This window comes from Nocardia sp. XZ_19_231, from assembly GCF_015355705.1.
Classification (GTDB): domain Bacteria; phylum Actinomycetota; class Actinomycetes; order Mycobacteriales; family Mycobacteriaceae; genus Nocardia; species Nocardia salmonicida.
Genome location: NZ_JACUZI010000001.1, coordinates 1235157 through 1255850 on the forward strand (window position 1 = coordinate 1235157; position 20694 = coordinate 1255850).

General features: G+C 66.3%; 17 protein-coding genes and 2 pseudogenes. 9 read left to right on the plus strand and 10 right to left on the minus strand.

Features of this window, described 5'->3' with window-relative positions; translation table 11 throughout:
- Position 1 precedes the first annotated feature (1 nt).
- Genes IBJ82_RS05555 through hisG form a run of 3 tightly spaced genes read left to right on the plus strand, consistent with a single transcriptional unit; the run spans position 2 to position 3066 of the window.
- Positions 2-1822 carry a choline/carnitine O-acyltransferase gene (locus IBJ82_RS05555; RefSeq protein WP_194824795.1) on the plus strand — a complete coding sequence of 607 codons (1821 nt, stop codon included), beginning with the start codon at positions 2-4 and terminating at the stop codon, positions 1820-1822.
- 55 nt (positions 1823-1877) lie between these two features.
- The gene (locus tag IBJ82_RS05560) at positions 1878-2159 is read left to right on the plus strand and encodes a phosphoribosyl-ATP diphosphatase (RefSeq protein WP_194824796.1); all 282 of its coding nucleotides are present in this window, start codon (positions 1878-1880) and stop codon (positions 2157-2159) included.
- A 55-nt stretch (positions 2160-2214) separates the two neighbouring features.
- On the plus strand, positions 2215-3066 hold the full coding sequence (gene hisG, locus IBJ82_RS05565) for an ATP phosphoribosyltransferase (protein WP_194824797.1): 852 nt from the start codon (positions 2215-2217) through the stop codon (positions 3064-3066).
- 60 nt (positions 3067-3126) lie between these two features.
- Here the strand turns inward: hisG and IBJ82_RS05570 are convergent, their stop codons facing one another.
- Positions 3127-3549: a hypothetical protein gene (locus IBJ82_RS05570; protein WP_194824798.1), complete on the minus strand. Its 423-nt coding sequence runs from the start codon at positions 3547-3549 to the stop codon at positions 3127-3129.
- The gene (locus tag IBJ82_RS35290) at positions 3546-6653 is read right to left on the minus strand and encodes an RHS repeat-associated core domain-containing protein (protein ID WP_370585205.1); all 3108 of its coding nucleotides are present in this window, start codon (positions 6651-6653) and stop codon (positions 3546-3548) included. The genes IBJ82_RS05570 and IBJ82_RS35290 overlap by 4 nt, the downstream gene beginning before the upstream one ends.
- A 171-nt stretch (positions 6654-6824) precedes the next feature.
- On the opposite strand from IBJ82_RS35290, the pseudogene IBJ82_RS35295 reads away from it, so the two are divergent.
- Positions 6825-6977: pseudogene (locus tag IBJ82_RS35295) on the plus strand (hypothetical protein); the annotation flags it as partial.
- Positions 6978-7010: 33 nt separating this feature from the next.
- Here IBJ82_RS35295 and IBJ82_RS35300 read toward each other — a convergent pair.
- The 4 genes and pseudogenes from IBJ82_RS35300 to IBJ82_RS05590 form a co-directional block, all read right to left on the minus strand.
- Positions 7011-10088, minus strand: a pseudogene (locus tag IBJ82_RS35300) (putative T7SS-secreted protein); the annotation flags it as partial.
- A gap of 3 nt (positions 10089-10091) precedes the next feature.
- Positions 10092-10709: a hypothetical protein gene (locus IBJ82_RS05580; RefSeq protein WP_194824800.1), complete on the minus strand. Its 618-nt coding sequence runs from the start codon at positions 10707-10709 to the stop codon at positions 10092-10094.
- Between the two features lie 24 nt (positions 10710-10733).
- Complete coding sequence (locus IBJ82_RS05585) at positions 10734-11120, minus strand: hypothetical protein (protein WP_194824801.1); 387 nt, start codon at positions 11118-11120, stop codon at positions 10734-10736.
- 107 nt (positions 11121-11227) lie between these two features.
- Positions 11228-11431 carry a hypothetical protein gene (locus tag IBJ82_RS05590; RefSeq protein WP_194824802.1) on the minus strand — a complete coding sequence of 68 codons (204 nt, stop codon included), beginning with the start codon at positions 11429-11431 and terminating at the stop codon, positions 11228-11230.
- A 332-nt stretch (positions 11432-11763) separates the two neighbouring features.
- Here IBJ82_RS05590 and IBJ82_RS35030 point away from each other — a divergent pair, with 332 nt between their 5' ends.
- Both IBJ82_RS35030 and IBJ82_RS05595 read left to right on the plus strand, forming a co-directional pair.
- The gene (locus IBJ82_RS35030) at positions 11764-11898 is read left to right on the plus strand and encodes a hypothetical protein (protein ID WP_255532827.1); all 135 of its coding nucleotides are present in this window, start codon (positions 11764-11766) and stop codon (positions 11896-11898) included.
- Positions 11898-13025, plus strand: a complete 1128-nt coding sequence (locus tag IBJ82_RS05595; RefSeq protein WP_194824803.1) for a YeiH family protein — start codon at positions 11898-11900, stop codon at positions 13023-13025. The genes IBJ82_RS35030 and IBJ82_RS05595 overlap by 1 nt, the downstream gene beginning before the upstream one ends.
- Positions 13026-13044: 19 nt before the next feature.
- Here the strand turns inward: IBJ82_RS05595 and IBJ82_RS05600 are convergent, their stop codons facing one another.
- Both IBJ82_RS05600 and IBJ82_RS05605 read right to left on the minus strand, forming a co-directional pair.
- Positions 13045-13446 carry a nuclear transport factor 2 family protein gene (locus IBJ82_RS05600; protein WP_194824804.1) on the minus strand — a complete coding sequence of 134 codons (402 nt, stop codon included), beginning with the start codon at positions 13444-13446 and terminating at the stop codon, positions 13045-13047.
- Positions 13447-13531: 85 nt separating this feature from the next.
- Positions 13532-14431 carry a PD-(D/E)XK nuclease family protein gene (locus IBJ82_RS05605; protein ID WP_194824805.1) on the minus strand — a complete coding sequence of 300 codons (900 nt, stop codon included), beginning with the start codon at positions 14429-14431 and terminating at the stop codon, positions 13532-13534.
- A 107-nt stretch (positions 14432-14538) separates the two neighbouring features.
- Between IBJ82_RS05605 and IBJ82_RS05610 the strand changes: the two genes are divergently transcribed.
- Positions 14539-15714 (plus strand): hypothetical protein, encoded by a 1176-nt coding sequence (locus tag IBJ82_RS05610; RefSeq protein ID WP_194824806.1) that lies wholly within the window; start codon positions 14539-14541, stop codon positions 15712-15714.
- Positions 15715-15791: 77 nt separating this feature from the next.
- Positions 15792-16625 (plus strand): tRNA (adenine-N1)-methyltransferase, encoded by an 834-nt coding sequence (locus IBJ82_RS05615; RefSeq protein ID WP_194824807.1) that lies wholly within the window; start codon positions 15792-15794, stop codon positions 16623-16625.
- Here IBJ82_RS05615 and IBJ82_RS05620 read toward each other — a convergent pair.
- The gene (locus IBJ82_RS05620; RefSeq protein ID WP_194824808.1) at positions 16588-17907 is read right to left on the minus strand and encodes an acyltransferase family protein; all 1320 of its coding nucleotides are present in this window, start codon (positions 17905-17907) and stop codon (positions 16588-16590) included. The genes IBJ82_RS05615 and IBJ82_RS05620 overlap by 38 nt on opposite strands.
- A 202-nt stretch (positions 17908-18109) precedes the next feature.
- On the minus strand, positions 18110-18640 hold the full coding sequence (locus IBJ82_RS05625; protein ID WP_194824809.1) for a hypothetical protein: 531 nt from the start codon (positions 18638-18640) through the stop codon (positions 18110-18112).
- A gap of 186 nt (positions 18641-18826) precedes the next feature.
- Between IBJ82_RS05625 and arc the strand changes: the two genes are divergently transcribed.
- Positions 18827-20587: a proteasome ATPase gene (gene arc / locus IBJ82_RS05630; protein WP_194824810.1), complete on the plus strand. Its 1761-nt coding sequence runs from the start codon at positions 18827-18829 to the stop codon at positions 20585-20587.
- The last annotated feature ends 107 nt before the right edge of the window (positions 20588-20694 follow it).

Below are 20694 nucleotides of genomic sequence, written 5' to 3' on the forward strand. Positions count from 1 at the left end.
ATTGAACCAACCCACGTTCGCCGCCGAAGACACGCTGCCCCGGGTACCGCTGCCGACACTGGATGACAGTTGCGCGCGGTTCCTGCAGTGGTGTCAGCCATTGCTCGGCGCCGAGGAATACGCCACCACCGAGGGCGCGGTAGCCGAGCTGCTGCGCCCCGGTGGGGCGGGGCGCGCCCTGCATGCCGCGCTGGCCGAATACGACGCCACCCCCGGCGTCGGCAGCTGGCTCGACGAATTCTGGCCGTCACGGTATCTGGGCCGTCGGGACCGGATCGCGGTCAACGCCAACTTCATGTTCCTGTTCCGTGACGACACTCCCCTCGCGGCGTCGACCGTCGCCGGGCAGACCGAGCGGGCAGCCGCGATCATCGGCGCGGCTGTCGATTACAAGCTGGCGCTGGACGCGGAGAAGATCGCGCCGGTGACCCAGCGCGGGCAGGCGCTGTCGATGTGGCAGAACAAGTACCTGTTCTCCGAGACCCGGATTCCGGGCGAGATCCAGGACAGCGTCCGCAAGCCCTACAGCCCGGAACGGCCGGGTCCCTCGGACGCGCGCCATATCGCGGTCTTCTACCGCGGCAACATCTTCCGGATGGACGTCATCGGACCCGACGGTGCGCCGTACGCGTTCGACGACGTGGTCGACGGGCTGCGCGCGGTGATCAAGGGCGGCACCAAGCCCGCCGCGACCGACACCTCGGTCGGGCATCTCACCACGAAAGCCCGTGCGGCATGGGCACGGAGCCGGGAAGTGCTGCGCACCGAGCCCGCCAATGTCGTGGCGTTCGACGCGGTGGAGACGGCGTTGTTCGCGGTGTGCCTGGAGGACTTCGCGCCCCGCGACGAACTGCACGCCAGCGATCAGCTGCTGCACGGCGACAGTGGCAACCGCTACTTCGACAAGTCGGTGTCGTTCATCGTCTTCGCCGACGGTCAGGCAGGCATCAATATCGAGCACTGCGGGCTCGACGGCACCACCGTGCTGTCGTTCGTCGACGCGCTGCTCGAGCGGACCACCCAGGACCACGCGGCGACCAGCGGGGCGCAATCGCAGGGGCTGCCCTCGGTGGAACCGATCGAGTTCGTGCTCGACTCGGCCGCCCGCGCCGACATCGCCGCGGCGGGCGCCGACTTCGCCCGCTTCGTCGCCGACACGGCCACCTCGCTGGTGTCGTTCGACGACTTCGGCACCGGCGAGGCCAAGAAGCTGGGCATCTCACCCGATGCCTTCGCTCAGCTCAGCTACCAGCTCGCCCACCGGCGCAGCAAGGGCCTGACCGGCGCGACCTACGAATCCATCGCCACCCGGCAGTTCCGCAACGGTCGCACCGAGGCCATGCGCGTGGTGACCCCGGAGATGGTGTCGTTCGTCGAGGCGATGGTGTCCGCGGAGGCCGACACCGAGACCAAGCTGGCCGCGGCGCGCACCGCCGCGTCCGCCCACGTCGCGCGGGCGAAGGAATGCCAGGCCGGGCAGGCGCCCGAGCAGCACCTGTGGGAACTGGAGTGGATCCAGCGTCGTCGCGGCGAACAGCTCGGTGTCGCCGATGAGCGGATCGCGCTGTTCGACAGCCCCGGCTGGACGGTCATGCGCGACGACTACCTCTCGACCAGCTCGGCGCCGTCGAAGTACATCCGCTACTTCGGCTTCGGCTCGACCAGTCCGCGCTGCATCGGCATCGCCTACGTGCTGCTGCCGGATCGGTGGAACATCTACCTGGCCACGCCGAAGTCGGTGGCCGACCAGATGTACGCCTTCGCCGACCACCTGCGCACCGCTGTCGCCGACCTGCGCGAACTGCTCGCCGAACCGGTGTGATCGTTTCCCGGCGTGCCGCACCTCGCGGTGCGCCGGGAAAACCGCTGGGTCGGGTATGAAACAATCTCTACTCGTGAAGAACTTCGAATCCCTGTTCGCCGAGCTGACCGAGCGTGCCCAGACCCGTCCCGAGGGGTCAGGCACCGTGGCCGCGCTGGACGCAGGCGTTCATTTCCAGGGCAAGAAGGTCCTGGAGGAGGCAGGCGAGATCTGGCTGGCCGCCGAGCACGAGAGTGACGATGCGCTCGCCGAGGAGATCTCCCAGCTGCTGTACTGGCTCCAGGTGATGATGCTGGGTCGTGGGCTGAAGCTCGAGGACGTGTACCGACATCTGTGACGGCTGATCCGTCCCGATCGACACGTTTCTCACTTCCCCGAAAGGACCCCATCCCATGTTGCGCGTCGCCGTTCCCAACAAAGGCTCGCTCTCGGAATCCGCCACCTCCATCCTGAGCGAGGCCGGATACCGCAAGCGGACCGATTCCCGTGATCTCACCGTCCTCGACCTCACGAACCAGGTCGAATTCTTCTTTTTGCGTCCCAAGGACATCGCCATCTACGTCGGCTCCGGCGAGCTCGACCTCGGCATCACCGGTCGCGACCTGGCCCTGGACTCCGGCTCCCCGGTCAGCGAGCGGCTCTCGCTCGGTTTCGGCCGCTCCAGCTTCCGCTACGCGGCCCCGGCCGGCGAGGACTGGAAGGTCGAGGATCTGGCGGGCAAGCGCATCGCCACCTCCTACCCGAACCTGGTGCGCGCCGACCTCGCCCGCTTCGGCATCGAGGCCGAGGTGATCCGCCTCGACGGCGCGGTCGAGATCTCGATCCAGCTCGGCGTCGCCGATGCCATCGCCGACGTGGTCGGCTCCGGCCGCACCCTGCGTCAGCACAACCTGATCGCGTTCGGAGAGTCCCTGTGCGACTCCGAGGGCGTCCTGATCGAACGCACCGGTTCCGACCGTGACGACCGCGCCCGCAATCAGCTCATCAACCGCATCCAGGGCGTCGTCTTCGCCCAGCAGTACCTGATGCTCGACTACGACTGCCCCAAGTCGCTGTTCGACCAGGCCGTCGCGATCACCCCCGGCCTCGAGTCGCCGACCGTTTCGCCCCTCACCGACCCCGACTGGGTCGCCGTGCGTGCGCTCGTCCCCCGCAAGCAGGGCAACGAACTGATGGACCAACTCGCCGACCTCGGCGCCAAGGCCATCCTCGCCACCGACATCCGCTCCTGCCGAGCCTTCTGAGCTAAAGGGCGGGCCCATCAAGGGCCCGCCCCTTTTCTGCGTGGCGATCGGGGCGCGTACCTATTCGCCGTAACGGTCGTATGCTTCGAACTCGCCGAAACCGTCGTGCAGCCAGCCCAGGTCACGCCAACTTCCCGAGCCGTCGAGTGGGCCCTCGTAGACGATTTCCAGATAGCTGCCGGGATGATGATCGTCGAGTCGCAGACGCCGGCCCCGGCTGAACAGGAACAGCGACACGCTGACGTCGGGCCGTCCGTCGATGAACTTCATCCCGAGAACTCCCTCCCATGCCACCTGGAGCGTCGGCCCAGTGGGCGCAGGGCTTCGGATGAAGCACGAGAACCCATCCGGTGTCATCCCGCTGGAGTCGACGATGGTGACCTGCTGGCCGAGATGCACGGCAAAGGAAGCAGCGAGGAGGTCGATAGTCGAGTCGGCTCCGCCGGAGGGTGAATCGTGCTCTTGGCCACTGTCGGTCGTCACTGCCAGTTGTTTCCTTCCCAGCTCGCCCGGTCGGGAAATACCACTTCGTCGATGTCATCGCCGCGGCGGCGAATCTCGACGAATTCCGGGTTATGCGCCCAAGTCTTGTTCGCGTCGACGGCTCGCTTCCGGTGACCCGGGGTTTTGTCGATCAAACCATAGGCCGTGACGACCGAGCGCTTGTTACCGGCTTCCGTGATCACCACCGAGCCCAAGTTGTTCGTCGTATCGTTCTGGCCCGCCCGGAAGTAGATGTCGACCTGGCGGGTATAGGACTCGCCGGTTATATGGTTCGTTCCGTGGTAGGTCCCGCTGAAGATCCGATCCGGGTTGTTGAGGATGGATGCCTGAACCTCGCGGCTGACCATGTGTTTATCCCAGGCATGCCCAGGTCGGCCGCCCTCGTAAGGGGCAGGCGCGTTGGAGAGCTCGTCGGGTGTGACCTGTCTACGGAAATTCTCGAACCGTTCGCACGCGGTCGGTGTGAGCCCGAGTGGGTCGATGAACCTGAGCGGGTTGGTGGTGTAGGCGTAGGGATTGGGTGCTGGGGACAGACCGAGTGGGTCCGCTGTGAGGTACTGGCCGGTGTCCGGGTTGTAGTACCGGAACATGTTGTAGTGCAACCCGGTTTCGGGGTCGTGGATCTGTCCGGGAAAGCGCAGCGGTGAGCTTGCCTTTCCGTGCCAGGTGGTTCGGCCCCAGAGGTCGGCGCCCGCGGTGGCCGCGGGGTGAGCGGTACCGGGATCGATCAGTTCGGTCGGGGCGCCGACCAGGTCGGTGATGATCGCGTAGAACTCGCGGTCGATCGCGGCCCCGTCGGTCGACTGCGTGAGTGGGGCGTGCGAACCGGGCTGGTATTGCCAGCGAGTGGTGGCGTCGCGGGTGGCCTGCTCGATGAGATGTAGACCGTCCCACACGTAGTCGACGCGTTCGAGGACGGCACCGCCGTTCGTCAGCTGCTGTTTCGTGGTGCGGCGGCCGAGGGCGTCGTAGGTGTAGTGCCACCACTGATGGTCAGGGGTCCAGACGTCGGTGAGCTGGTCGAAAGCGTTGTATCGGTAGTGCCAGACGTCGGGTTTGCGAGAAAGCCGGACGGTGGTCTTGCGAATCAGGCGTCCGGCGGGGTCGTAGTGGAAGCGCGTCCGGCCGTCGCGGACGAGGAGATTGTCGCGATATTCGCGACGGTCGTCGTCGGCAGGTGGGGTACGCGGCGCGGACGCCTGCGAAGTCCCGGCCGAAGGAGTGGACGAGCTGACGATATTGCTGAGTGCGTCGTAGGCATAGCGTTCGGTGGGGGCGCCGTCGGTGGACACAGTGGTGATTCGGCCGACCGCGTCGAGGCTGTAGTCGCGGTGGACGAGGTCGGTCTGTGCACGGGCGATGGTGTGGGTGGTGAGGTAGCCGTCCGGGCGATAGGTGAATTCGTCGCGGCGGAGCCGGTGCGGTGCGGGCCTGGTGGTCGAGCCCGAATCGAGCGAAACCGCTTGCGCCGGAAACGCGGTAACCTCCTGGTCGGCCAACTGGCCGAGGCCGGAGTGTCCGCGGGTTATCGCCAGTTCGCCGATCCGCCAGCTGGTGAGGCGCCCCAGGGGGTCGTAGCCGAAGGTGATGTCGTGGCCGTCGGCACTGAGACGGTCCATGCGACCGACGAAATCGTGATGCCACCTCGACACCGCGCCCGAGGGCGTGGTTCGGCGGATCCGGTGACCGCGGTCATCGTGTTCGAACAGCATCGGCGGTTGGTCGTCGAGTCGCTGCGAGGCGAGACTCCCCGCTGCGTCGTAGGCGAATTCGAGTGCATGGGTGGTCGTCGCACCGACACCGTTGACGGCGGACAGGACACGTCCCGCGGGATCGTGGGTGTAGCGGATCCAGCCGTCGTCGGTGGTGATCTCGTTGACGCGGCCGAGAAGGTCGTGGCGGAAATGGCGAGTCGTGCCGGTGGCGGGAGTGATCGCTGCGAGTCGTCCGGCACGGTCGAGGGCGTATCGGGTAGTCGCCTCGTTGTAGTCGCTTTCCGCGACAAGTCTTCCGGCGCTGTCGTATTCGTAGGTCCAGCGTTGGCCGATCGGGTTGTGAACGGCGATCAGGCGGCGTTCGGTGTCCCAGGTGTACCGGGTGATCGAGCCGTCGGGATCGATGCGGGAGTGCAGGAGATCGAAAGTCCCGTAGGAGAATCGGGTGAGGCCACCGACGCGGTCGGTGTGTGTGAGCGTGTTTCCTTCGCCGTCATAGGTCCACGTTTCGTCGTGGCCGTCGGGATCTGTTCTGCGGAGCAGATTTCCGGTGGGAGTCCAGTCGTAGCGGGTCACCGCACCGAGGGAATCGGTGATCTGGGTAGGTCGGCCGGCGGCGTCGCGTCGGAAGTGGGTTACCGCGCCGTCCGGTTCGGTGACTTGGGCGACGAGACCGGCGGCGTCCACCTCGATGGTAGTTCGGGCGCCGTTGGGCTCGACAACGGTGGCCAGCGCGCCATTCGGGTGGTAGGTGAATTCGGTGCGATCGTCGTCGGTGGCGCCGACGATGGCAGTGAGGTCGCCGGTGGCCGACCATTCCTGGCGCGAGATCGAACCGTCGGGGGAGGTGATCGTGGTGGGACGGTTGCGCCAGAGATAGTCGATCTCGGTGGAGTATCCGTCGGGTCGAATGATTGTCGTCGGGTCGCCCGCGCCGTTGTATCGGTACTGGGTGGTTGCTCCATCCGGTCCGGTAATGGTCAGTGGCCTGCGGTCGGCGTTGTAATCGATGTGGGTATGGCCGCCGACGGGGTCCACGAGATCGCGCAGTTGCAGTTCGCGGTCGAAACCGTGGGAGGTGGTGGCGCCGAGCGAATCGGTGACGGCGGTGAGGCGGCCGGCGCCGTCAGGAAGTAGCCGATAGAGGTAGTCGCAGTTCAGCATTCCCGCGGTTCCGCGCTGGAAGGCGACTCGACCGAACTCGTCGTAGGAATTGACCATCTGATTGCCGTTGGAGTCGGTCCACGACGTCATCCGATGTTCGCCGTCGTAGGTGTAGCGGGTCGTTGCTCCCACGGCGTCGGTGACGGCGATCAGATCCGCGTCGGCGTAGGTGAATTCCAGTACCGGCGTGGCGAACTCGCCCATATCGGGATCGTCCGAGATCAGCGAGAGTCCGGTGATCCGCGTACGGTCCGAGTCGATGCGGACCCGATATCCGCCCGAGTGTGTGACCTCGACCGGTACCCCATCGGCGTCGTAGTGGAAACGAAGGCGGTTGTGGTGCCGGTCGGTGATGGCCGAGATCGCGTAGTTGCCATGTCGCGCTTCGAGACCGTCGTGTCCCGGTTCCGGTGCGAAGTGCCAGATCACCTCTCGCCGCTTATCCCACACGCGATATCCGCCGGTGTCGGTGCGGGTCAACGACCACTGTTGCCCTTCGGTGAGCGGCGGTGTCGCAACGCCGACCTCGGAGTGTGGGTAGGCGAGCATCATCGCGTTCTCGCCGATGAAGGTGACACCTGCGTCCTCGACGACGATCCGCGCGTCCAATGTGCTGGACCAAGACGGGCCGAACCAGCGACCGAACCGGTAGTTCGAATGGTGCGCCCGCTGCAGCGTCATCGGCAGGACAGCAGGTAGATCGAGATCTGTTTCGGGAAGCAGGAACTCGCCGGTGCCGATGTCGACGGGGTCTTCGGAACAGGTCTTCTGGTCCGGTGTTCGATCGGATTCCGCACCGGACTCCCGCGCGTGCTCGTGCGCGCTGCGATCGGCATCGGCGCGATCCTGCGCCGTCCGGCGGTCAGGATCAGCGTCGCGGTCCGTTTCGTGATCACGGTCGGGGGTGCGATCTCTGGGGGAGTCGGGGTCGTGATCACGCTCGGGGTTTCGCTTGGTGGGTGAGGCGCTGTCCCGGTCGCGATCCGGGGTGCGATCGGTGGGGGAGTCGCGGTCGGGGTGCGTGTCGGGGTCGCGGTCAGGGGTGCGGTCACGTGGAGTGGCCGAATCGTTCGGCCCTCGGTCAGGCGTGCGATCTTTCGGCGCCGGTTCATGCTCGGGGGAGCGTCCGTCAGCGCGGTCGCGGGGTTTGTCCGGGTCGTGGTCCGGTCCTCGGCCGTCGGAATCGGGGTGTGCGCGGGATGGCGGTTCGGCATCTGCGCGTGTCGGCGTGTGCCCTGGTGTCGACCTGGTCGGGGAATCCGGATGGGGTCCGGCGGTCAGTGGCGAATGCCCGTTCGCGCGTCCGGCCGGGTCGGGCGCCGTGCCGGCGCGCGGGGAGACGGGGGCCTTCTGGGGTCCGGTGCCTGGATCGTGTTGTGGCCGTTGTGGTGTCGAATCGACGCGGGGTGAGTGCGGCGTAGGGGATGGCCCGGCCTGGGTGGCGCCGGGCTGGGTGCGCGCTGGGTGTGCGTCGGGAGTCGGTCGGTGTGCGGGGCCGTTGTCGGGATTGATGCTGTGGCCGGGTTGCCAGCCTGCGGCAGGTGTCGTGGGGCTCGAGGTCTGTGGCGTCGGATCCGTGTGCGCAGTCGGTCGGGAGTCGACGTCGGATGGGGCGTCGTTGGTGTGCGGCGCTCGATCAGCGATGGGGTTCACCCGGGTTTCCGAGGCCGAGCCGTCCTCGCGGGATGTTCGGTCGGGATCGCTGTGCTGAGTCGGTGCGGTGTCCTGATCACTGTGCGATGTCGTGTCGGGATCCGCCTGCGAGCGGGGCGAGTCCCCGTGCGGTGTCGCTGGTGAATCGGGATTCGTGTGGTGAGTCGACGCTGGGTCGGTGCGTTGGTTCGGTGTGTGGTCGGTTTGTTGAGTGGGGGTCGGGTCGGTGCGTTGCGTCGGTGTGTGGTCGGTCTGTTGGGTGGGCGTCGAGTCGGTGCGTTGGGTTGGCGTGTGGTCGGTTTGCTGGGTGGGCGTCGGGTCGGTGCGTTGGGTTGGCGTGTCGTCGGTCTGTTGGGCGGGTGTTTGATCTGCGCGTTGGGTGGGCGTCGAGTCGGGGGTCGATGTGCCTGCCGCTTCCGGGCGCGGTTCCGGTCGACTCGTTTGCGGGTCGGCGTCGGGGGTGGGATCCGGCGCCTGAGTGGGTTCGGGCTGTCGGATGGGTTCGGGATCGGGTGCGTTGCCGGTGGGTTCGGTAGTGGGTGACGGCTGGTCGCGGTCGGTCTGGGCCTGCGGTTCGGAGTGCCGTGGCTCGGTGTGTTCCGGTGTCGGCGAGTAACCGTCTCCGGTGTCCTCGGTTCGCTGGGTCGGTGCTTCGCGTTGCGGTGCCCCCTCGACCGGACGTCCTTCCGGTGTCGGCCCTCGATCGGAAGTCGGAAGGCCGGCGCCTTGGCGTTGGCCTTCCGGCCCAGGCGGGGAGGTCGCTCTGGTCGGGTCGACTTCCCTGGTCGGGCTCGGGCTGTGCGGGTTCGGGTTCGGGCTGTGCGCGCTCGGGTTCGGGCTGTGCGGGCTCGGGCTCGGGCCGGAACCGGGAAGTCGTCTGCCCGCATCGGTGACCTTCTTCAAGGCACTGATGGCGACTTTCGCACTACCCCCACCACCGGTGGCGGCCGTGAGCAGGGCATCGCCGGTAAGCGCACCGACGAACTCGAACGGGTTGGCCCGAGCGTCCTTCAAGATCGCCGAGACCGCGGCGCCGGGATCCGCCACGGCGACAACCAGTCCGGTGCTGAGGTCGGACAACCCTTTCGCGTAGTCCGCGGGGTGGGTGATGTTGTAGATATCGGTCGGATTCACCTGGCGCACGAACTGCACGAGCCCCGTGAGACTGGTGAGCAAACCGGCGGAGAAATTCAACGCTCCGTGCTCGAGGACTCCACCGAGGTCGGAGATGTTGGCAATCCAACGTTCGGTGAAAGGAGGTTCTTTCGGAGCCTTCTCGGTAGCCGCGGACAACGCTCCGTTGGCGATCGATGCGCCGTTGTCACGCTGAACTCGTGCGCCCCGCAGGATCTCTCGCGCGTCGTTGCGAAGGGACGTCCAGGTATCGACCAGCGGATTCTGCTGTTGCTCCTTACCGGTCAGCGAGTTCCACCAGTTCTTCTGCCTGACTTCCTCCGCGTGGGCGGCCTTCCATCGCTCGATGGCGGTCGCGGCCTTGTCCTGTGCGGCTTTCACCTCGTTCTGCCAGGCTTCCATGGCACCGGCCGCCGCCGTCATGGCATCGCCGCCCTCGAACCAGAGTTTCGGCTGCTTGTCGTACACCTGGTTGAACGCGTCAGCGCCCTCGCCCGTCCAATCGGCGGCGTCGATCTTCTGCAGCGCCTGACCCGTCGACTCGATCGCCTCGGCCATCTTCTTCAATGTCTCTGCAGCGGAACCGATTTCGGACGGCTCACCCAGGATCAGTTCTTTGGGGTCCTCGGTCTGGCCGAGTTCTTCCTCTTCGACATCGCCGCCGGTAGCGGAGGCGATGTTGTCGCCCAGATCGTCGAGCGCGTCGTCGACACTGTCCAGGCCGACATACCCGGCCGCGTCTCCGACCATATCCAGGCCGTCATCGATGACCTGCCCGGCGCCCTCGGTGAGATCCTCGACACCGTCCTCGATCGCGCTGCCGACTTTGTCGATGAAATCGCCGAGTCCCACTGACTAATGCCCCCCTTGCCCCTGTTTCATGATATCGGCTGCCTGCTGGGCGGCGCCGGTGTTCCAACCGGGTGATTCACCGGTGACGAGGCCGCTCACCGGGCTCACATTCGCCAGTGCTTGCGGGCCGACCGTCTCGATCACCTTCATATTGTTCTGAATGGTCTGGTTGGCGTCCTGAAAAGACTTCACGCTGTAATCCGCGTTGCGGATGTGGTTGAAGGAGTTGTCGGAGAAGGTATCGCCCCAGGAACGCTTGGTGATTTCCTCGTCGGACAGATGTGGGTTTCCTGCCAGGTGCGTCCACATCTTCTTGAGCGTGCCATGGGCCTTGGCATCCATTTCGTCGTACCGGCCCGCGGCCAAACCGAGCGTCCGGGCGATCGAGTTGCCCCCTTGGACCAGCGCACGCACACCCCAGGACCACCGTTCGGTGAACTCCTCGAAGGTCTTCTGCACCGTGTGCTTGCCTGCTTCGAGCGTCGAGAGCGTGAGCAGCGCGAAGCCTCGACCCATATTGCCTGTCTCGCCGATCCCCATGTCCGACAGTTGACCGATGGTGTCCTCGATACCTTTCGCGGCTTGCTGCAGGACCGCTGGATCGATCTCGAGCCTCGTCATCGCATACCCCTCCCCATGTGTCGATTACCCGGAGACATCCGGCGGAAACGCCATGGGTGCCGAACCCACGATGTCGATCGTGATTCCGGCGGGCTCGTCGCGGGCCTCGACATAATCCTGCAGTCGCCATCCGAACAGCCAGTGGTGGCGGTATTCCCGGGCCAGGTCGACGCCACCGTCCTGCAGATGACCGCGAGCCACCATGAATCGGGCGTACTCCTCGATGCTGGTGAAGGTGCACAACCAGTCGACGCCGCCCAGCGGCGAGAAGAAGACGCGATCATCCGCCGTCAGTGGGACGAGCAGCGCAGCCTGCCGGAACGCGGCAAGCAATGCGGCAGGCTGTCCGAATCCCGCATAGAAGTCGGCAATCTCAGCGCGTAGTCGGTCGCGTCCGTCGCCATCGGACATCAATTGACCTCCCCCGCTGTGCCGCCATCACTTTCACCCTCGAACGGCATCATACGGGCACGTTTCTGCCCTCGGAAAGTCATAAGGAACTCGGGGCGGCTGTGCGTTTACTGCGCGGAGAGACTCTCGAGCGCCTCACGCACGAAACACAGCGGGCAGATCGGGTCGAACGGTGGTGTCGGCGCGCCGTTGACGATGGGCTGGGCGACGGTCGGCACTGTGGCTGAGCTCGCTGAGGCGATGGCTGGGAAGGTTGCCATCGCCAGCGCGATACCGGCGGCCGCGACGGTCCGGGACAGGCTGCGGTTCATTGGTTTCTCCTCGCCGTGCGGGATTCGATGTAGGCCCGCGACCTGCATTTTACGGGGGGCGAGGTGCTACCGGGAGACCCGGAATATCGGGGCTCGACCCGCCACCGTGGGTGCCGGGTCGAGCCCGCGGCGGCGCGCTCCGCCGCGAGTAGGCTGGACGGCAGATTTGTCCGGGCAATCCATGATCGGGCGAAGAGGAACGCCGCCTGCGGTAGTTTCCGCGCGGCGCCTCGGTCGCGATCTCGACGATTGATTCAGCGCGAGTGCAATCGGTGTATTCGCGCTATCCCATTGCTACCTTGCGTTTCTCGACAGGAACGCAAGGAGTCACCGTGTCGCAGACAGAGCCCGAGCCGCGGCCGGGCAGCGCATTCAGCTGGAACGAAGACTGGTTGGCTACCGTCGTCGGGCTCGTTCTGATCGGCCTTGTGCTGGTCGGGGCGATCCCGGATTGGCTGGTGCCGTGATGGGGGAGACACGGACGACGTCGGAAACCGCGGCGTTGCAGGGGAATTCGCGGCCCGCGGTGGCCGATGTCGTGGCAGGGATCGCCCTCGTGCTCGTGCTGGGCGCGTTGACGCGGTTCTTCGACACCCATGTTCCGCAGTGGGCGGCGGATACGCCGTTGAGGCGGGTCGCGAAGACAGTCGAGTACCCGGTCTACGCGATCGTGATCGGGTTGATCGGCAATGTGGTCTTGAACAAACTGGGTCTGCGAGAACGGCTTTCGGCCGGGTTCCGTACCGAGTTCTTCATCAAGACCGGCGTGGTGCTGCTCGGCGCGTCGATCAATCTGAAGATCCTGGTGACCGCCGCCGCGCCGTCGATCGTGCAGGCGTTGGCGTTGATCACCATCGTTTTCGGGTTCACCTGGTGGTTCGGTGGGGTGCTCGGGCTCGACGACAAGCTGCGGGCGCTGCTGTCGTCGGCGGTGTCGATCTGCGGGGTGAGCGCGGCCATCGCGGCGGCGGGTGCGGTGCAGGCGCGGCGCGAGCAGATCGCCTACGCGGCGTCGCTGGTGATCATCTTCGCCCTGCCGTCGATCTTCCTGTTGCCTTGGCTCGCTGATGTTTTCGGGCTCTCCGATGCGGTGGCAGGCGCGTGGATCGGTGGCAATATCGACACCACGGCCGCGGTGGCTGCCGCGGGTGCGCTGGCGGGTGAGCAGTCGTTGCAGATCGCGACGATCGTCAAGACCACTCAGAACGCACTCATCGGTCTGGTGGCGATCGCGCTCACCGCCTGGTTCGCGTTCCGCGTGGATCGCACCGAGGGCGCCGCTCGTCCGAGCATCGGCGAATTCTGGGCCAGGTTCCCGAAATTCGTGCTCGGGTTCATCGCCGCCTCGATCATCGGGACGCTGTATCTGCAATCGGTCGACAAGTTGACCGGCGCCGCGCACATCGCCGTCATCAACGACCTGCGCACCTGGTTCCTGATCCTGGCCTTCGTCTCCATCGGCCTGGAGTTCTCGCTGCGTGGGCTGCGCGAAGCCGGCTGGCGGCCGATCGTGGTCTTCGGATCGGCGGTGATCGTGAATCTCGCTGTCGGCCTCGGTCTTTCGGTGCTGCTGTTCCGCGACTTCGCGGTCTGAGTGCCCGCCGCGGGCAGCCTCAGGAATCAGCCCGGCTGCTCGCGGTCGCCTCGGCCTTGATCTGTTCGAACTGCGCGCCCATCCGCGCGGCCAGGGCGTTCGCGGCCGACAGTGGCCGGACCATCACCATCAATTCGTCGATCTTGCCGTCCTCGTCGAGGTGGACGAAATCGCACCCGGTGAGTTGCTTGCCGTCCACGGTCGCCTCGAACATCAGGGCGTGATCGCGCCCCTCGCCGATCTCGCGCACGTAGCGGAAGTCTTCGAACACGCGGATCACCGCGCGCAAGATGGCCGCGGTGATGGCTTTGCCGGGATAGGGCTGGAAGGCGACGGGGCTGGTGAAGACCACATTCTCGGCCAGCAGTGCCTCGATGGCCGCAACGTCTCGTGCTTCGACCGCCGCGCGGAAAGGATGCATCTGTCAGCTCACCTCATATTCAACGAGTTGCATAGGGTGTTCGCAGCTTAACCCGGACGACCCGAGCCGATGCGGCCGATCGCGCTCACACGTCTTCGGGGAGGCGTTCTGTCACCAGGTCGGCAGGGATCGGGGTCTGGACCGGCCAACCCGGATACGGCGGCGGGGTGCCGCCGTACTCGGGGCACAGCGGTTTGAAGTCGCAGAACTTGCACATCGAATTGCGCGTGGGCGGGAAGTCCCCGGTCTTGCCCGCGTCGATGATGGCTTGCCAGAGTGCGGTGAGAATGCGTTGGAAGCGGTCCAATTCCTCGCGCTCGGGCGTGTAGGTGAGGATGTTCTTGTCGGCCAGATAGATCAGGCGAAGTTGGGCCGGGACGATGTCGCGGGTGCGCAGGATCATCAGCGCGTAGAACTTGAGCTGGAACAGCGCGCGCGCTTCGTGCATCGGCCCGGGCGAGCGACCGGTCTTGTAGTCGACCACCCGCAACAGGCCGTTGGGCGCCACGTCGATCCGGTCGACGAAACCGCGCAGCGGGATATCGCCGTCGAGGTCGACCTCGACCCGCTCCTCCAGCGCATGTGGCTCGAATCGCCGCGGGTCTTCGAGCTCGTAGTAGCTTGCGACCAGCTTGCGCACCTCGTCGAACAGCGCCTGCGGTCCGCCGTCGGCGACGAGCTCGTCCACTCCGTCCCGCTCCGCGCGCACCCGCTCCCAGGCGTCGGGAACCAACTCCGCCGCCCGTTCCGGCTGACGCTCGGCCGCGGGCAACCCGAACAGATCCTCGAGGACCGCGTGCACCACGGTCCCGCGCACCGCCGCGCGCGACGGCGGTTCGGGTACTCGATCGATCGCCCGCAACCGGTATTTCAGCGGGCACTGCTTGAAATCGCTTGCCCGCGAAGGCGACAACGCCGGACGCGACCGATGCACCGGCGCGGCGGCGGTGACATCGGTGAGGGGCACGGACAAGGGCGCTGACATATTTCGCAGGTTAACGGCAGCCACTGACAGGATTGCCCGATTCGGCTCAGGCGCGGTGGCGGACTCGGGATTCGGCGGTTGTGGGCTGGTTCTGCCAGGATCGCGGCATGCAACTGGTGTTCCGGGTGGGGGCGGTTCTGGCCGCGGTGATCATGGTGAGCGCGTGCGAGGATCCGGGGAAGGTGGTCCGGGTTCCGGTCAGCGCAACCGCGGCCGCGTCGACGACAGCGGCGACGCCGACCACGTCGACGATTGCGCAGACCGACGATCAGCGGCTGGCCATGGGCAAACTCGCCGAGGGCATGCGGATCGCGGAGGTGTTGGCGCTGCCCACCGACATCGACCCCGCCTATCGCCGCCACGGCAACTCGAATGTGCTCCACTCCGCGCGATTGAAGGTGTCGGCCGGGCATCACAACGCGATCGCCGCCGTTGCCGACCGGCACGGTCTGATCACCGGGTTCGTCTCCGAGCGTTCCAACGGCGGCAGCGGGACCGCCGACACCGACTGGCTCACCCACGGTGTGATGCGGTTTCGCGATGCGGCGACCGCTACAGCGGCGGCGGCCGATTTCGCGGTAGCCGCCACCGAGGAACGCGGCCTGCTGCAATCCGGAGAGTGGACTCCCGCCACAGTTCCCGGCTCGCCTTCCACGCGGCTCGTCCTGCTCGAGGACCGTGGCAGGCTCACCGGTATGGGGTTCACGCCGCAGGGCGGGTTCGTCGTGTTCACCAAGGTGCGCGCGGGTGGTCGGCCCGACATCGAACGGACGATCACCAAGGCACTGGAACAGCAACGGCCACTGCTGGATTCGTTCACTCCGACGCCGGAGCGCGAGCTGGCGACACTGCCCTACGATCCGGACGGAATCTTCGAGCTGTCGGTCGGTGACAACAGTTCCGGCCGGGGCGCCTACCGACAGCACGGCGCGCTGCTGTTCGCCGAGGACCAGCAGGCGGCGGTGGCGCTGTACCGCGAGGTAGGGGTCGTCGCGATGGCGAACAAGGGAACCACCGTCTACCGCACCGGGGACGCCGCGGGTGCGGCGAGGCTTGCCGCCGCTACCTCGGCCGCGATCGCCGCGGCGTGGACCAAGTCCGTCGCGCCCGCGCCTGCGGACGTCCCGGGTGCTACCTGCCTGACCGACGGCAACAGCAACGCCAACGCCTGGGTCTGCGTGGTGACCGGTGGACGCTACGTCGCGGAGGTCTGGGGCAAGACCCAGGACGAGACTCATGCGGCGGCACGCGAGCAGCAGCGGGTTCTGGCTGCCGCGAAGTAGCTCGGAGCCCTCACCCTGTTCGGGTCGGGGTCGTCGGACCTGGCAGGCTGGTTACTCCAACGGAGAACGGAGATACATTGACGGCCAGACGAACGGGCCCATTCGCTATCGGGGACCGCGTGCAGCTGACCGACGGCAAGGGTCGCCTCTTCACGGTGGTGCTCGAAGAGGGTAAGGAATTCCATACCCATCGCGGCGGCATCAAGCACGACGACCTCATCGGCAACGACGAGGGCACCGTCGTGAAGTCGGTCAACGGCACCCCTTATCTGGCCCTTCGCCCGCTGCTCACCGACTACGTGCTGTCGATGCCGCGCGGCGCCGCTGTCATCTATCCCAAGGACGCCGCCCAGATCGTGCACGAGGGTGATGTGTTCCCGGGTGCGCGAGTGCTGGAAGCCGGCGCCGGTTCCGGTGCGCTGACCTGCTCGCTGTTGCGCGCGGTCGGGCTCGAGGGCGAGGTGATCTCCTACGAGATCCGCGACGACCATGCCGAACACGCCGTGCGCAATGTGGAGACCTTCTTCGGTGAGCGCCCGCCGAACTGGTCGATCACCATCGCCGACGTGGCCGAGTACGAGGGCCCGCAGGTCGACCGGGTGGTGCTCGACATGCTCGCGCCGTGGGACGCGTTGCCCGCGGTGTCGAAGGCGCTGGTTCCCGGAGGGGTGCTCGTGGTCTACGTCGCCACCGTCACCCAGCTGTCCAAGGTGGTCGAGGCGCTGCGCGAGCAGGAATGCTGGACCGAACCGCGCTCGTGGGAGTCGATGGTCCGTGGCTGGCACGTCGTCGGTCTGGCCGTGCGCCCTGAGCATCGCATGCAGGGCCACACCGCGTTCCTGGTGAGCGCGCGGCGCCTGGCCGAGGGCACCGTCACGCCCAAGCCGCAGCGGCGCCCGTCCAAGGGCTGATCCACGCACGGGTGAGCAGGCGGGCGGCCAGCAACGCTGCCGCCGCGCCTGCGAACCAGCTCCACCCGTCCACGGTGAGGCCCCATCGGGTGGCCTGCAGGATCGCGAGCCCGGCCGCGATCACGGCGAATACGGTGGCGGCCGAGCGGACACCACGCACCGCGGCAACCGGCCCGTCCCACCAGCGCAGGGGAGTGTTCTCCAGGCCGCGCAGGGCGAGGAACAAGGCGCCGGTGAGCGCGGCCGTCGCGACGAGCTGCACCGTTGTGAGCAGCCAGAACCCGGACTCGGTCGGCGCGGTGCGATCGACTCCAGCCAGGTGGCTGAGCACGAGCACGGTGAGCAGGGCTGGCATGTGCCACAGGTAGAGAGTCATAGCCCCGGTGTTGCCGATGACGGTCAACCACCAGACCCGAGGGCGCGCGGCGATACTGCGCAACCAGGGCGCTATCGCGACGGCGGCGCAGCACAGCACCACCGCGTGCCCGGCCAGCAGCAGCGAGGGCGGCGCCAGATTCGACAGTCGCTGGCCCGGCACGGTGACCAGGCTCGTCTCGTACGGGCCGATCACTACCAGCAGCACATCGGCTGCCAGGACCACGCAGGCCAGCACCGCCGCGGTCCGGCGGGACAGGAGATCGCGCAGATAGCCGATCCCGAGCGCCGCGGGCACCAGCCAGACGATCAGATTCAGGTAGCCGAGCTCCATCGGCCCACCGGTGAGCCGCACCGCGTCGACGGCCGCGGTGATCACCACGATCACCGCGACTACAGCGAACATCCGGCGACCACTGGTGACCTGTGCCGCGAGCAACGGCACACACGCCAGCACCACCAGATACATCCCGAGAAACCACAGCAGCTGCACGCTCGTCACCGCGAGTGGACGGTGCCATCCCGGCGCGAGCACCAGATCGGCCACCACCAGCAGCACCGCCGAGGCGCCGACGAAGTATCCGAGCGGTCGCACCAGCCGTTGGGTGCGCCGGAAAAGCCAAGCACCCCACGATGTCCCGGGCCCGAGGCCGCGCGCACCTGCGGCGACCCCCGCGAAGAAGAACAGCGGAAGTACCTGCAGAACCCAGGTGAGCGGCTGCAGCATCGGCAGGTCGGCGAGCACATTGCCGAAGTGCACCTCGGTGCCCGACACCGTCACGGTCAACATCAGGCAATGGCCTGCGACGACCACCACCAGCGACGAAATGCGCAGCAGGTCCAGGAACCGATCACGATCGGCCGGGGTGTTCGCGGCGACCACCGCGACGCTGGGTACAACACTCATGGCAAGACGATCGCAGGAAACCATCCCGCGGGCACAGCGCGGAACTACCCGTTCGCCGGGTGGAACTACTCGAGCGTGCGCCCCCGCCCGGAAGCCGTACCCGCGGGACGCTCACCGTGAGTGATCTTGGCGGCCTACTCGGCTTGCAGGGCGTCCACGCGGTCCCGGAGGTACTTCGCGGTCATCCGGGCATGCCGATCGATCAGGCGGGCGTGCAGGGAGCCTGCGCGAAGCCGAGCAGCAAGCAGCCGCTGGCGTCGGACAGCTTCCAGGTGCCGCCGTCCTTCTGCCAGGTGACCGGGAACGCGGGCGCCGTGCCGTGGGGGGAGGTGATCGTCACATCGGCGGTGGCGGTGTCACCACTGGTCGCGACGTTGTCGACGGCGAAAGTCAGGGTGTAGCCGGCCAGCATGCCGTTCATCTGATCGATGTTGGACTTGTGCGAATCGCCGTTGACGATCAGTTTCGCCTTGTCGTCGGTGGACAGCCCGGGATCGGCGAACTTGATCAGCGTCGCCTTCAGGGAATCGGCGGTGGGGGCGGCGGCGTTGTCACCCGAAGGTGCCGGAGTTGCCGAAACGCTGGACGGAGCGGCCGAGATACTGGTACTGCTCGTGGTGGCATTCGTCGAGGAATCGTCGGAGTCGCCGCAACCGGTCAGTCCGACCGTGACGGCGAGCGCCGCCGCGGCGGTGGCGACGGCGACACGGATCGTGCGGGGAGGAAGGAGCATGTTCAGCAACCTTTCGACTCGTTGGCGAGTGCCCCGTACGGGGTGTTAGGGGAGCCTAACAGGTGCAAATGTGTGGTTGATGTCGTACCGACCGTACAAGATGTGATCACGACGAAACCATGTCGGAAAGCGAGAACGGACCGCGCCCGGTAGCGTTGATAGACCGGGACTGGGAGGAGCAGCATCATGAGCCCCAACGAGAATTCGGATTCGGCGGCCTGGCGAGAGCTCGAGGCGGTACGCGCCGAGTCGGCTGCTCTTCGCAGGCAACTCGCCGATTCGCCGGATCGCGCACGCGAATTGGAAGCCAGGATCGATTCGCTGACCATCCGCAACGGCAAGTTGATGGACACGCTCAAAGAAGCGCGCCAGCAGCTGATCGCCTTGCGGGAAGAAGTCGATCGTCTCGGCCAGCCGCCGAGCGGCTACGGCATCGTCATCCACGCCTACGAGGATCAGACGGTCGACGTCTTCACCTCCGGACGCAAGATGCGGTTGACCTGCTCGCCCAACATCGACGCTGACGCACTGGAATACGGCCAGACCGTGCGCCTCAACGAGGCACTCACCGTCGTAGAGGCCGGGAATTTCGACGCAATCGGCGAAATCGGCACGCTGCGTGAGATTCTCGACGACGGCAGGCGCGCCCTCGTGGTCGGCCACGCCGACGAAGAGCGGGTGGTGTGGCTGTCGGGTCCGCTGTCCAAGATCGCCGAGTACGACGACATGGCTGACCCCGACTACCCGATTCGCAAACTGCGGCCCGGTGATTCGCTGCTGGTCGATTCCAAAGCGGGCTTCGCGTTCGAGCGGGTTCCCAAGGCCGAGGTCGAAGACCTTGTGCTGGAAGAGGTTCCCGACGTCGACTACACCGACATCGGTGGACTCGGCCGTCAGATCGAGCAGATCCGCGACGCGGTGGAACTGCCGTTCCTGCACAAGGATCTGTTCCGCGAGTACGCGCTTCGCCCGCCCAAGGGTGTGCTGCTCTACGGTCCGCCCGGGTGCGGTAAGACGCTGATCGCCAAGGCGGTGGCCAACTCCCTCGCCAAGAAGATCGCCGAATCGCGTGGTCAGGATGCCAAGGAAGCCAAGTCGTTCTTCCTCAACATCAAGGGCCCCGAGCTGCTCAACAAGTTCGTCGGCGAGACCGAGCGCCACATTCGCATCATCTTCCAGCGGGCGCGCGAGAAGGCCTCCGAGGGCACTCCGGTGATCGTGTTCTTCGACGAGATGGACTCGATCTTCCGCACCCGCGGTTCCGGTGTCTCCTCCGATGTGGAGACCACCGTTGTGCCGCAGCTGCTTTCGGAGATCGACGGCGTGGAGGGGCTGGAGAACGTCATCGTGATCGGTGCGTCCAACCGCGAGGACATGATCGACCCCGCGATCCTGCGGCCGGGCCGTCTCGATGTGAAGATCAAGATCGAGCGCCCCGACGCGGAATCGGCACAGGACATCTTCTCGAAGTACCTCACCGAGACGCTGCCGCTGCACGAGAGCGATCTGCGCGAGTTCGACGGCGACAAGCAGGCGTGCGTCGAGGCGATGATCGAGAAGGTCGTCGAGCGGATGTACGCCGAGAGCGACGACAACCGGTTCCTGGAGGTCACCTACGCCAACGGTGACAAGGAGGTCCTGTACTTCAAGGACTTCAACTCCGGCGCGATGATCCAGAACATCGTGGACCGGGCGAAGAAGTACGCGATCAAGTCGGTGCTCGACACGGGCAACCCGGGTCTGCGGATCCAGCACCTGTTCGACTCGATCGTCGACGAGTTCGCCGAGAACGAAGACCTGCCCAACACCACCAATCCTGATGACTGGGCACGGATCTCGGGTAAGAAGGGCGAGCGGATCGTCTACATCCGCACGCTCGTCACGGGCAAGAACGCCTCGGCCAGCCGGGCGATCGACACCGAGTCCAACACCGGTCAGTACCTGTAGTCACGATCTGCGAAGGCCGCGTCCCGGTGGGGCGCGGCCTTCGCGTTTCTGTTCACCTATTTTCACCGAAACGCTGCGCGACGGTAAGTGAATAGGGCACGCTTCAC